Source organism: Neoroseomonas eburnea (genome assembly GCF_018129005.1).
GTDB classification, from domain to species: Bacteria; Pseudomonadota; Alphaproteobacteria; order Acetobacterales; family Acetobacteraceae; genus Neoroseomonas; species Neoroseomonas eburnea.
In genome coordinates this window covers 82,938-95,051 of sequence record NZ_JAAEDL010000023.1, presented here as the reverse complement: position 1 = coordinate 95,051, position 12,114 = coordinate 82,938, and the positions used below count along the sequence as shown (strand labels likewise).

Sequence of the window (12,114 nt, the reverse complement as noted above, 5' to 3'; positions counted from 1 at the left end):
ATCTTCCAGCCCAGCACCCAGCCATCCCAAAAAACCAAGGAACAGCCAAGAACCATACACTTCCAAAACCGATGCAACTGTCAAAGAACAAGCCCGAACCAACCAGCGGCCAACCCCAGCGGGCGGCCGCCATTTGATCCAGAGAGCCACCGTCTCTGCGGGGCGGAAGAGGCTACCGGATCAAGTCCGGAAGGTCAACCGCTCACGTCGTCGGCGTGGGGGGCTTTTATGCGGGCGCCGGGGGGCGGTCAACCCCCCTTTCGCCAAGAAAGAAACCATTCCGCAAAACGAGGGATCCCTACCTCGATCGGCGTGCTCGGCTCGTATCCGCACAAGGCCCGGATCGCCTCGATGTCCGCGAAGGTTTCCTCGACATCCGTCGCCGGCCGCGGCGCATCGACGACAACGGCTTGTCGGCCAAGGGCTTCCTCGAGCACGTCGACGAACCGCCGCACCTCCACGCTCCGGTGGTTCCCGATGTTCAGGACCCGTGGCGCGTTCGCCGGGGCCGGATGATCCAGGCACCCTAACACCCCCGCCACGATGTCCGAGACGAAGGTGAAGTCCCGCTTCAGCCGGCCGCCGTCGTAGAGCGTGATCGGCCGCCCCTCGAGAATTGCCTCGGCAAACATCCACGGCGCCATGTCCGGCCGCCCCCACGGACCATAGACCGTGAAGAACCGCAGCCCCGTCTGCGGCAGGCCGAACAGGTGCCCGTAGGATTCACTGATCAGCTCCCCCGCCCGTTTGGTCGCGGCATAGAGCGACACCGGATGATCCACCCGGTCCGATTCGGCGAAGGGCAGCTTGCAATTACCGCCATAGACCGAGGAGGAGGAGGCATAGACAAGGTGCTCCAGCCTCGGCAGCCGCCGGGCGAGTTCCAGCATCACCAAGTGCCCCATGACGTTTGCCTCGACATAGGCAAAGGGATCCACCAGCGAGTATCGAACCCCTGGCTGAGCCGCGAGATGCACGATTCGTGTCACCTCCACCTGCGCCGCGGCCAGGGGCAGCATCGCCTCGCGGTCTGCGATGTCGGCATTGATGAAGCCGAAACCTGGCATTGCTTCGAGTCGCGCCAACCGCGCCTGCTTCAATCGGACATCGTAGTAGGCGTTCAGGCTGTCCACGCCGATCACGCGCTCGCCCCGCGCGAGCAGCGATTCGGCGACATGCATGCCGATGAAGCCGGCCGCGCCGGTCAGCAGCACGGTCATGCCTGCACCAGCCGGTCCTCGAGCAGTTCCATCACCGCATGGCCGAGCGTAATGTGCGCCTCCTGGATCCGTGCCGTCTCGGTGCCTGGCACCAGCAGCGCATGATCGCAAAGCGCCCGAGCCGGCCCGCCATCCCCGCCCAGCATCCCGACCGTCACGATCCCCATGCCGCGCGCCGTCTCCAGCGCCCGCACCACGTTGGGCGACTTCCCGCTGGTCGTAATGCCGAACAGCACGTCCCCCGCCCGGCCGAGTCCCGACAGCGGCCGGGCGAAGACCTGCTCGAAACCGTAATCATTCCCCCCGGCAGTGAGCGCGGTGGGATCCAGGGTCAGCGCAATCGCCGGCCAGGAGGGGCGCTCCACGTGCGAACGCAGCCGCACCAGCAGCTCGGTCGCAAGGTGCTGCGCATCCGCCGCGCTGCCGCCATTGCCGCAGAAGAACAGCCGCCCGCCGCCGCGGATCGTGGCCTCGCAGGCGTCCACCACGCCGATCACGGCGGCCACGGCCTCCGTTGCGAGGCGACGCCGCAGCACGGCGCCGTCCTCCATGATTGCGGCAAAGCGCGCGACCTCGTCCATCTCAGCTATCCGCCGTGATGCCGTTCGCACGGATCACGCGGCCCCATTTCTCGATCTCGGCGGAAAGGAAACGCCCGCAGATCTCGGGCGAGGATGCCTGCACGTCGCAGCCCTGCTCCTCGATCCTCGCCTTCACGTCGGGGTAGGACACCGCGCGCACCAGCGCCTCCTGCATCTTCCGTAGGATCGGCTCCGGCGTTCCGGCACGGCCGAGGAAGGCCCACCAGGTCGGCGCCTCGAAATCGCCAAGGCCCTGCTGCGCGAAGGATCGCACGTCCGGGACATGCCGCGTCTCCTGCCGCGTCGTCACGCCGAGCGGCCGCAACACGCCACTGCGGATGTGCTGGCTGATGATGACGACGTTCGACATGAACAGCGGCACATTGCCCGCGACCGCATCCTGCACGGCGGGCCCGCCGCCGCGATAGGGCACGTGGGTCAGCTTGATGCCGGCCTGGCTGGCCAGCAGCGTCGTCGAGACGTGGGCGAGGCCGCCGACACCCGACGTCGCGTAGCCGATCGAGTCCGGAGCGGACTTCGCCGCGTTCACCACGTCCTGGAAGGTCCGGTACGGCGCATTCCTGTGAGCCACCAGCGCGAGCGGCCCCGTCGCCACCAGGCTGACCGGGGCGAAGGCCTCCATTGCCCGGTAAGGCAGGCGCATCACCGTCTGGTTGGTCGCCTCATTGTCATAGGCGAGCAGCCACGTGTAGCCGTCCGGCTGAGCGCGCGCCGCCTCAATCGCGCCGATCGAGCCGGAGGCGCCGCCGCGGTTCTCGATCACGACCGGCTTGCCAAGCTCCTCCGCCAGCTTGCTCTGGAACAGCCGTGCGATGGTGTCGGTGGACCCGCCGGGCGGGAAGGGCACGATCACGCGCACCGGCCGGTCCGGCCAGGCACCCTGGGCCCGCAGAACGTTCGGCACAGCAAGGCCGGTCGCAGCCAGCGCCAATAAGGCACGACGGTTCATGTGCGCGCGGACCTCCCGATCCTGTTCTGGCCCCCCCAAGGGGCTGTCCCGGCCAGATGGCACGGGCTTCCGCACCGCTCAAGCCCGGGCGACCGCGGCCTCCGCGAAGCCGCCCCGGATCGCCTCGGCCAGCGTGTCCACCACCGGCCCGTTCGCGTGGCCGCGCATCAGGATGATCGAAAAATCCGGCAGCGGCGGCAGGCCGTCTTCCGCCCCGAGGAAGCGCAACCCCTGCGGCAGCGGCCCCGGCAGGCCGATGGTCACCGCGAGCCCCGCCAGCGCGGGCGCCAGCGTCCCGGTCTGGGAGGTGCTGGTATAGGCGACCCGCCACGGAATGCCGGCCTCGTCCAGCGCGCGCACCGCGGCGCGGTGCCAGAGGCAGCGCGGCTGCGCCGTCGCCAACGGAAGCGGCGAGCGCCTGTGCGCCGCGTGAGAGGTGGACCCGATCCAGCGCAGCCCAGCCTGCCACAATGTCTGGCTCGCGGCCCCCGGCGGTTCGTTGCCCGCCGAGAGCAGTGTCAGGTCGATCTCGTCCCGGTCGAGCCGTTCGACCAGTTCATTGGAGGGGGCGCAGGTGACGACCACCTCGACCGCCGGATGCACCTCCGCGAAACGAGCCAGAATCCCGGGCAGCCAGCGCAGCGCATAGTCGTCCGGCGTGCCAAGCCGCACGGTCCCGGCGACGGCGGGCGCGTGAAAGGTGGCGAAGATCTCATCATGCATGGCGAGCAGGCGGCGCGCCCGCTCAAGCAGCCAGGCGCCGTGCGGCGTCGTCTCCACGCCGCGCGGCCCGCGCAGCAGCAATGGCTGGCCGAGCGTCTCCTCGAGCCGGCGGATCTGCATGGATACGGCGGATTGCGTGCGTCCGACCGCATTGGCGGCACGGGTGAAAGATCCACCCTCCGCAATCAGGACGAAGGAGCGCAGCAGATCGGGATCGATGCCCGGGGGAATGGCCAGCATGGGAGTGCCCTCCGCCTTATTGATCAATCTTGTTGATGCTTAACGTCAAGCGATTTCGTTTTCCTTATGCCCCTGCCGCTGCGATCTTCCGTTCCGGCGCAACCAGGAGGACCGCCATGACGACCCGCAGCCTTCCCGCTTCCCATCCCGTCCAGGCCATCGCAGCGCGCCGCGCCGGCTGGTTCGACTGGCTGTCCCGCGTCCTGCGGGCAGTCGAGAGCCGACGCCACCTCTCCGAGATGGACGGCCGCATGCTGGCCGATATCGGCATCAGCCGGGCGGAGGCGCGCGAGGAAGCCGCCCGCGCGCCGTGGGACTTGGCGCCGCCGCGCCGCTGAGGCGCCACCCGCTGGGACAACGCAAGACCCGCCACGCGGGGCGGTGCAGGATGATCCGGCTCTGTCCGGATCCGGTCCATGCCCGCCCCGATCCGCTCCGACGATCGGGCCGCCGCGCCCGATGAAGTGCTCGCCGCCCTCGCGGCCTCCCGAGGCGGCCTGGCCACGAGCGAGGTGGAGTACCGCCGTGCTGCGGTGGCTGCCGCCGTCTCCGCCATCACGGGCGGCTGGGCCAGCGTCACCATCATCCTTGGCATCGTCGCGGTTTCCGGCGCCCTCGACGTGACGCAGAAGCATCGCGCCGAGGCAGTCGCCGAAGCGCGTCGCGATGGCGCCACCATGACGGCGACACCACGCCCATCGGCAGGTCAGCGCGTCGTGACGGGCTGGCGTTCCAGTTCCGCGACCCGCGACCGCAGCGCGGCAAGTTCCGCCCGCATGACGGCGAGTTGTTCGCCCACGGGGTCATCCTCCGGGTGCGTCAGCCCATAACCCACGCTCGGGTCGGCGCAGGTCGAGCCCACGGGCGGCCGCGCCGGGATGCCGACCACGGTGCAATCGCGCGGTACATCCTTCGTCACCACGGCATTCGCGCCGATCCGCGCCCCGTCGCCGACGGTGATGGGCCCGAGCACCTGTGCCCCCGCCCCGATCGCGACGTTGCTGCCGATGGTGGGGTGCCGCTTGCCGGGGCTGCCGGACAGCCCACCCAGGGTCACACCGTGATAGATCAGCACGTCGTCGCCGATCTCCGCCGTCTCTCCCACCACCACGCCCATGCCGTGGTCGATGAAGAGCCGCCTGCCGATCCGCGCCCCGGGATGGATCTCGATGCCGGTGAAGAAGCGGCCGATATGGGAGACGAAGCGCGCAAGACCCCTCAGCCCTGCCCGCCACAGCGCATGCGCCATGCGGTGCCACAGCACGGCATGCAGCCCGGCATAGCAGAGGATCGCCTCCGGCCAGGAGGGTCGCGCCGGGTCGCGGCTGCGAATGGTGCGGGCGAGCTCGATCACTTCCATGGATGCCCCCGAAGCGTCAGGCGAGCCAGGGCGGCACGGGCAGGCCCTTGCCGCGCAGGAACTCCGGATTGAACAGCTTGGACTGGTAGCGCGCGCCGCCATCGCAGAGCAGCGTCACGATGCGGTGACCGGGCCCGAGTGCCTTCGCCACCTTGATCGCCGCCGCCACGTTGATGCCGGCCGAGCCGCCGACCGAGAGCCCTTCATGGATCTGCAGGTCGAAGACCTGCTCGAGCGCTTCCTCGTCCGTCACCTGCACGGCGTCGTCGATCAGCGCGCGGTCGGGTTCGAGGTTGCCCGGCACGCGGGCGGCCTGGCCGATGCCTTCGGTGATGGAATTGCCCTCGGCCTTCAGCGTGCCGGTCTTCACCCAGGAATAGAGCGCGCTGCCCATCGGATCGGCGAGCACGATGCGCACGCCGGACTTACGTGCCTTCAGGGCCCGCGCAACGCCGGCAAGCGAACCGCCGGTGCCGCAGGAACAGGTGAAGGCATCCACGCTTCCGTCCGTCTGGGCCCAGATCTCCGGGCCGGTCGTCGCCTCGTGTGCGGCGCGGTTCGCCGTATTGTCGAACTGGTTGGCATGGACGGCGCCCATTTCCTCCGCCAGGCGGCGACTGAAATGCACGTAGTTGCCGGGATCGGAATAGGGCTTGGCCGGCACCAGGCGCAGGTCGGCGCCGATCATGCGCAGGAAGTCGATCTTCTCGCGGCTCTGCGTCTCCGGGATGACGATGATGCTGCGATAGCCGCGGGCATTGGCGACCAGGGTGATGCCGATGCCGGTATTGCCTGCTGTGCCCTCGACGATGGTGCCCGGCTTGCCGGGCGTGAGCAGGCCGCGCTTCTCGGCATCGAGGATAATGCCGAGTCCCGCCCGGTCCTTCACCGACCCGCCGGGGTTCATGAACTCCGCCTTGCCGAGGATGTCGCAGCCCGTCGCCTCGCTGGCCCGGCGCAGACGAATCAGCGGCGTGTTGCCGACCGCCCCTTCGAAGCCGTCCACGATGCCGGTGACGGGGGGCATGACTGCGTCCATGGGCTGGCTTCCTTGTGCTTCGGCGGATGATGGTCGGGTGCCGAAGGCGGCGGGACAAGGGGCAGGAAATCCTTTCTCCTGAAAGCCTTAATGGCAGAAATCCATGCCCATGCAGGCGCTTTCAGGGCGAAACCCTCCACGCTTCTTGACCTTCGGGCGGGCAATAAGAGAACATAATGCGAACATCAGCGGCCCTCCCCCCAGGCCATGACCACCCCCCTGAACCCCGCCCCGCTCGACCGCCCCGCCCTGATCTCGGCGCTCCGCGCCCGCATCGCGCGCATGGAACGCGCCGGCGCGGCCGAGGCCCTGGCCACGCGGGGGGAGGACGCCATCCCCCTCGCCCCGGCCATCGATTCCGCCCTGCCCTGGGGCGGCCTGCCGCGCGCCGCCCTGCATGAGATCCTCGCCGCCGAGCCCGGCGCCGCCGCCGGCTTCGTGGCGCTGGTGCTGGCCCGCGCCGGAGGCACCGTCCTCTGGATCGCGCCGGAGCCGGATGCCTGGCCGCCAGGACTCGCCCGCTTCGGCCTCTCCCCCGCCCAGCTCGTGCTGGTGCGTGCGCCGCGCGGGCAGGACGCGCTTTGGGCCATGGAGGAAACCCTCCGCTGTCCGGCCGTCGGCGCCGCCCTGCTGGTCACGGGCGAGCTCGACCTCACCGCCGCCCGCCGCCTGCAGCTCGCCGCCGAGGCCGGTGGCGTGCTCGGCCTGCTGCTGCGGCCGGACGAGGACAACGCCGCCCCGACCGCAGCCCTGACCCGCTGGCGCATCGGCGCCGCACCCTCTGACAGCCAGAGCCCGCATGACCTCGGGGATCCGGCCTGGAGCCTCGATCTGCTGCGCTGCCGTGGCGGACGGCCGGCAGGCTGGCGCGCCACTTGGCACGAAGGCCAGGCCAGCCTGGTGACGGAGGACGGAGCGGCACGGAACGCTCCGGCACGGAGGCGGGCATGAGGCGGCGGTGCTGCGGGCCACCGAGGATGGTGGGGGTGCCTCCAGGGGGCGCTGCCCCCTGGACCCCCGCCGGGGAACCGACAGGCTCCCCGGGCCCCTCCCTTTTTGGGTCCTGGAGAGGGACGGACTCGGCAGCATCGGCAGCACAGTCACGCCCAGCCCCGCCTGAAGGAATCGAGGGTCTGGGAGGCTTTGGCCTCCCAGCGGGGGGTACGGGGGGCTGGCCCCCCGGCAGCCCGTCCCGCACAGCGCGCCGCATCCTCGCTCTCCGCCTTCCCTGCTTCCGCATCGAACGCCTGCGCCTCACCGGCTCCGTCGCCGTCTGGGCGCAGCGCGGATCGCGCCGGCTGGTGCTGGCGGTCAGTGCCGAGGCCGAGGCTGCCGGACTGCGGGAAGGCCAGGCGCTCGCGGATGCCCAGGCAATCCTGCCGGAGGTGCTGCTGGTGCCGGAGGACCCGGCCGGCGATACCGCGGCGCTGGAACGGCTGGCGCTCTGGGCCCTGCGCTTCACGCCGCTGGTCGGGCTGGAAGGCGAGGATGCGCTGGTGCTCGACATCACCGGCGCGGAGCACCTCTTCGGCGGTGAGGCTGCTTTGCGGGAGGAGGTGCTGAGCCGTCTGGCGCGCATGGGCCTGTCGGTCGTCGGCGCCGTCGCGGGCACAACCGGCGCGGCGGTCGCACTGGTGCGGGCTGGATGGGGCGGCCTGGTGCCGCCAGGGCAGGAGGAAGCGGCGGTTGCACCCCTGTCCCTGGCGGCACTGAAGCTCGAACCGGCACTGGTGGGCGCCCTGCAGGGTCTCGGGCTGCGCGATGTCGGCAGCGTCGCCGCCCAGCCTCGGCCGGGCCTGGTGCGGCGCTTTGGCAGCGGGCTGGCGCGGATGCTGGACGAGGCGCTGGGCCGCGCCTCGCGCCCGATCACGCCGATCCGCCCGCCGCCGGAGATGGCGGTGGGCCGTGACTTCGCGGACCCCGTGGTGACGCGGGAGGGGATCGAGGCAGCCCTTGGCGGCTTGCTGGAAGACCTGTGCCGCGCATTGCGGAAAACCGGGCGCGGTGCGCGACGGATGCTGCTGCGGGCGCATCGGGTGGATGGCGACGTGCAGGAAGTCGCGATCGGCACCGGCCTCGCCTCGCGCGACCCGGGACATCTCGCGCGGCTGTTCCACGGGAAGCTGGAACGCCTGGCGCCGGATTGCGGCTTCGATCGGCTCACGCTGGAAGCGCCGACGACCGACCCACTGACCGGGGTGCAGGACGGGCTGGGCATTGCGGGGCGCTCGGCGCGGCGGGAGGAGCTGGCACAGTTGCTCGACCGCCTGTCGCAGCGGCTGGCGGTCTGGCGGCTGGCGCCGCAGGCCTCCCATTGGCCGGAACGGGCGGTACGCCGCATCGGCGCCTTCGAGGAGGTGGAGACGCCGGAAGGCTGGGCCGCCCGGCCGCGGCCGGTCCGGCTGCTGCGCCGCCCTCCTTATATAAGTGCCATGGCGCTGCTGCCGGATGCGCCGCCTTCCCTGCTGCGAATCGGGCGGGAGGCGCTGCGCGTGATCCGCGCCGAGGGGCCGGAGCGCTTCGAGCCGGAATGGTGGCGCGACGGGGTCCCTGCGAGGCCAGGCTCCGCGGGGTGTCCCGCTCGGCCGGCCCGCAAGCTGCGCGACTACTACCGGGTGGAACTGGCCTCCGGCGCGCGCCTCTGGATCTGCCGCATCGGCCTGGCCGAGCCCGGAGAGACGGCCCGCTGGGCCCTGCACGGCCACCTGCCGTGACCGGCTTCGCCGAACTCGGTGCACTGACCAATTTCTCCTTCCTGGAAGGCGCGTCGCATCCGCATGAGATCGCGGAAGCGGCCAAGGCGCTCGGCCATGCGGCGGTCGGCGTGGCGGACCGCAATTCCTTCGCCGGCGTGGTGCGGGCGCATGTGGCGGCGCGGCAGGAAGGCCTGCCCTTCCTGCCCGGCACGCGGCTCTGCCTCACGGATGGCTGCGATTATCTCGCCTGGCCGAGTGACCGCGCCGCCTATGGGCGGTTGACGCGGATGCTCTCGGAAGGGCGCATGGCCGCCCCCAAGGGCGAATGCCGCATCGACCGCGACGCACTGATCCGGCACGCGAAGGGCAGCGTGCTGGCGCTGATCGCGCCGGAGGATATCGGCGCCGCCTTCGCCGTGCGCCTGCAGCAGGATTCGGCGACACTGCGCCCGCACCTCGCCCTGCCGATGTTCTGCGCCGTCGCGCACCGCTTCCGCGGCGATGACCGGAAGCGGCTCGATGCGCTGGCGCGGCTCGGCGTGCCGCTGCTCGCGGCCGGCGGCACGCGCTACCACGCGCCGGAGCGGCGGCGCCTGGCCGATGTGCTCACCGCCATCCGGCTGCGCTCAACGGTCGATGCGCTGGGCTTCGCGGCGGAAGCGAATGCCGAGGCGCACATGAAGGCGCCGGCCGAAATGCTGCGGCTGTTCCGCGGCCATGAAGACGCGGTCGAAAACACGCTGCGTGTGGTGAAGGCCTGCAGCTTCAGCCTCGACGACCTGCGCTACGAATATCCGAAGGAGGTCCTCGATGCGGGCCGCACCGCGCAGGAGACGCTCAAGGCACGCGTGGCGGAGGCACTGGCGGAGCGGTGGCCGCAGGGCCCTTCCGAAAAGCTGCGCCGCTTGCTTGATGAGGAACTCGCGCTGATCGCGCAGCTCGACTACGCGCCCTATTTCCTGACGGTGCACGAGATCATCCGCTTCGCGGAGAGCAAAGGCATCCTCTACCAAGGCCGTGGCTCGGCGGCGAATTCGGCGGTCTGCTACGTGCTCGGCATCACCGCGGCGGATGTCGAGACGCACGACCTGCTCTTCGCCCGCTTCCTTTCCACGGCCCGCAACGAACCGCCCGACATCGACGTCGATTTCGAGCACGAGCGGCGCGAGGAGGTCATCCAGCACATCTATGACCGCTACGGCCGCGACCGCGCCGCGCTCTGCGCCACGCTGAACCGCTACCGGCCGCGCGGCGCGATCCGGGAGGTCGGCAAGGCGCTCGGCCTGACGGAAGACATCACGGCCAGCCTCGCCAAGGCCGTCTGGGGGCCGCGCGGGGATCGTGACATGGCCGAGGTCGCGGCCGAGAAGGGGCTAGACGCGGCAGGCGATCCGCGGCTCGCCATGGCGGTCGAACTCGCGGAGGAGATCCAGGACTTTCCCCGCCACCTCTCCACCCATGTCGGCGGCTTCGTCATCACCGAGGGGCCGCTCGTCGAGCTCGCCGTGGTCACCAGCGCGGCGATGGAGGACCGCACCACCCTTGAATGGGACAAGGACGACATCGAGGCGCTGGGCATCATGAAGGTCGATGTGCTCGGTCTCGGCATGCTGACCTGCCTGCGCCGGGGCTTCGAGCTGATCGAGCGGCACCACGGCCGGCGCATCGCGCTGCGCGACCTGAAGCCCGTGGCCCCCCAGGTCTACGAGATGCTGTGCAAGGCCGACGCGATCGGCGTCTTCCAGGTGGAGAGCCGCGCGCAGATGAACATGCTGCCGCGACTCAAGCCACGGAAGTTCTACGACCTGGTGGTGGAGGTGGCGATCGTCCGCCCGGGTCCGATCCAGGGCGACATGGTGCATCCCTATCTGCGTCGCCGCGACGGGATCGAGAAGCCGGACATCCCCGCCCCGACCCACGGCGATCCGGACGAGCTGCGGGCCGTCCTGCAACACACCTTCGGCGTGCCGCTGTTCCAGGAACAGGCGATGCGGATCGCCATCGTCGCGGCCGGTTTCACGCCGACCGAAGCGGATGCGTTGCGCCGCTCCATGGCGACCTTCCGCAACGAGGGCAAGGTCGCGCTGTTCCAGGAGAAATTCATCGCCGGCATGCTCCGGCGCGGCTACCCGCAGGACTTCGCCGAACGCTGCTTCCAGCAGATCGAGGGCTTCGGCAGCTACGGCTTCCCCGAAAGCCACGCCATGTCCTTCGCCCTGCTGGTCTATGCCAGCGCCTGGGTGAAGTGCCACCACCCCGCGATCTTCGCCTGCGCCCTGCTCAACAGCCAGCCCATGGGCTTTTACGCACCGGCCCAACTCGTCCGGGACGCACGGAACCATGGCGTGCGGGTCAGGCCGATCGACGTGAACCACAGCGACTGGGATTGCACCCTGGAACCTGACCGGGAGAGCGCCGAGGGCTTGGCGCTACGGCTCGGCTTCCGCCTGGTGGCGGATCTGGCCGCGGAAACGGGGAAGCGCATCGTCGAGGCTCGCGCGGCGGGCGGTCCCTTCGCCTCGATCGCCGAATTGGCGAACCGCACGCGGCCCGACCGCGCGGCGCTGGACGCCTTGGCCCGGGCGGATGCCTTCCGAGGCCTCGACCGCAGCCGTCGCGCGGCGCTGTGGGATACCGCCGCGTTGTCGGGACCGGCGCCGCCGCTCGCCGCGCATGACGGCGCCGAGGCAGCACCCCGCCTGTCGCGCGCAACAGCGGGGGAGCAGACAGTGCTCGACTATGCCAGCACGGGGCTGACCCTGCGCGCCCATCCGCTCACCCTGCTCCGCCCGCAACTGGACGCGCTCGGCCTGGCGGACACGCGCGCATTGGCGGCGGCGCGGCAAGGACAGAAGCTGCGCCTGCCAGGCCTCGTGCTGGTGCGCCAGCGCCCCGGCAGCGCCAAGGGCGTGGTGTTCTTCACCGTGGAGGACGAGCACGGCATCGCCAACCTGATCATGTACCCTGATGTCGCGGAACGCTTCCGTGCCACGGTCGTCGCCGCGCGCCTCATCCTCGCGGAAGGGACGGTGGAGAGGCACGACGCCTCCGAAGTGCCGATCATCCACCTGCTGATCGGCCACGTCAGCGACCGCTCGGACCTGCTCGAAGGCCTCCATCTGCTGGAGGAGGCGGGTTGGGAAGGCGCCATGGCCCGGGCGGACGAGGTGCGGCACCCGGATTATCGCGCCACCCCCCGCCCGCGGCTGCGCCTGCCACCCAGCCGGGATTTCCATTGAGGCACGGCGTTATTGCGAATCATTCTCATTTGCTCTAATCATGCCA

Annotated in this window: 10 protein-coding genes; 4 read left to right on the top strand and 6 right to left on the bottom strand. The window is 70.4% G+C overall.

Annotated features, from left to right (window positions below; all coding sequences use genetic code 11):
• Positions 1-248: 248 nt before the first annotated feature.
• The 4 genes from GXW74_RS20365 to GXW74_RS20350 all read right to left on the bottom strand — a co-directional run bounded on the left by GXW74_RS20365 (position 249) and on the right by GXW74_RS20350 (position 3,734).
• Positions 249-1,220 carry an NAD-dependent epimerase/dehydratase family protein gene (locus tag GXW74_RS20365; protein WP_211848382.1) on the bottom strand — a complete coding sequence of 324 codons (972 nt, stop codon included), beginning with the start codon at positions 1,218-1,220 and terminating at the stop codon, positions 249-251.
• Positions 1,217-1,801 (bottom strand): D-sedoheptulose-7-phosphate isomerase, encoded by a 585-nt coding sequence (locus GXW74_RS20360; protein ID WP_246523749.1) that lies wholly within the window; start codon positions 1,799-1,801, stop codon positions 1,217-1,219. The genes GXW74_RS20365 and GXW74_RS20360 overlap by 4 nt, the downstream gene beginning before the upstream one ends.
• Before the next feature lies 1 nt (position 1,802).
• Entirely contained in the window at positions 1,803-2,771 is a 969-nt protein-coding gene (locus tag GXW74_RS20355; RefSeq protein WP_211848381.1) for a tripartite tricarboxylate transporter substrate binding protein, read from the bottom strand.
• 78 nt (positions 2,772-2,849) lie between these two features.
• Positions 2,850-3,734, bottom strand: a complete 885-nt coding sequence (locus GXW74_RS20350) for a LysR substrate-binding domain-containing protein (protein WP_211848380.1) — start codon at positions 3,732-3,734, stop codon at positions 2,850-2,852.
• A 116-nt stretch (positions 3,735-3,850) separates the two neighbouring features.
• On the opposite strand from GXW74_RS20350, the gene GXW74_RS20345 reads away from it, so the two are divergent.
• Entirely contained in the window at positions 3,851-4,072 is a 222-nt protein-coding gene (locus GXW74_RS20345; RefSeq protein WP_211848379.1) for a DUF1127 domain-containing protein, read from the top strand.
• A 368-nt stretch (positions 4,073-4,440) separates the two neighbouring features.
• On the opposite strand, the gene cysE is transcribed toward GXW74_RS20345, so the two are convergent.
• Positions 4,441-5,094, bottom strand: coding sequence for a serine O-acetyltransferase (gene cysE / locus GXW74_RS20340; RefSeq protein WP_211848378.1), 654 nt, complete (start codon positions 5,092-5,094; stop codon positions 4,441-4,443).
• Positions 5,095-5,110: 16 nt separating this feature from the next.
• On the bottom strand, positions 5,111-6,133 hold the full coding sequence (locus GXW74_RS20335; protein ID WP_246523747.1) for a cysteine synthase A: 1,023 nt from the start codon (positions 6,131-6,133) through the stop codon (positions 5,111-5,113).
• 207 nt (positions 6,134-6,340) lie between these two features.
• Between GXW74_RS20335 and GXW74_RS20330 the strand changes: the two genes are divergently transcribed.
• The 3 genes from GXW74_RS20330 to GXW74_RS20325 are packed head-to-tail and all read left to right on the top strand — an operon-like array spanning position 6,341 to position 12,068.
• A complete protein-coding gene (locus GXW74_RS20330) occupies positions 6,341-7,084 on the top strand; it encodes an ImuA family protein (protein WP_211848377.1) in 744 nt (247 codons plus the stop codon).
• Positions 7,081-8,847, top strand: a complete 1,767-nt coding sequence (locus tag GXW74_RS28080; protein WP_338148289.1) for a Y-family DNA polymerase — start codon at positions 7,081-7,083, stop codon at positions 8,845-8,847. Before GXW74_RS20330 ends, GXW74_RS28080 begins: the two co-directional genes overlap by 4 nt.
• On the top strand, positions 8,844-12,068 hold the full coding sequence (locus GXW74_RS20325) for an error-prone DNA polymerase (protein ID WP_338148288.1): 3,225 nt from the start codon (positions 8,844-8,846) through the stop codon (positions 12,066-12,068). Before GXW74_RS28080 ends, GXW74_RS20325 begins: the two co-directional genes overlap by 4 nt.
• Positions 12,069-12,114 lie beyond the last annotated feature (46 nt).

Coding starts and splice junctions, on each gene's coding strand:
- GXW74_RS20365 (WP_211848382.1), bottom strand. CDS start 1,220: ATGACCGTGCTGCTGACCGGCGCGGCCGGCTTCATCGGCATGCATGTC.
- GXW74_RS20360 (WP_246523749.1), bottom strand. CDS start 1,801: ATGGACGAGGTCGCGCGCTTTGCCGCAATCATGGAGGACGGCGCCGTG.
- GXW74_RS20355 (WP_211848381.1), bottom strand. CDS start 2,771: ATGAACCGTCGTGCCTTATTGGCGCTGGCTGCGACCGGCCTTGCTGTG.
- GXW74_RS20350 (WP_211848380.1), bottom strand. CDS start 3,734: ATGCTGGCCATTCCCCCGGGCATCGATCCCGATCTGCTGCGCTCCTTC.
- GXW74_RS20345 (WP_211848379.1), top strand. CDS start 3,851: ATGACGACCCGCAGCCTTCCCGCTTCCCATCCCGTCCAGGCCATCGCA.
- cysE (WP_211848378.1), bottom strand. CDS start 5,094: ATGGAAGTGATCGAGCTCGCCCGCACCATTCGCAGCCGCGACCCGGCG.
- GXW74_RS20335 (WP_246523747.1), bottom strand. CDS start 6,133: ATGGACGCAGTCATGCCCCCCGTCACCGGCATCGTGGACGGCTTCGAA.
- GXW74_RS20330 (WP_211848377.1), top strand. CDS start 6,341: ATGACCACCCCCCTGAACCCCGCCCCGCTCGACCGCCCCGCCCTGATC.
- GXW74_RS28080 (WP_338148289.1), top strand. CDS start 7,081: ATGAGGCGGCGGTGCTGCGGGCCACCGAGGATGGTGGGGGTGCCTCCA.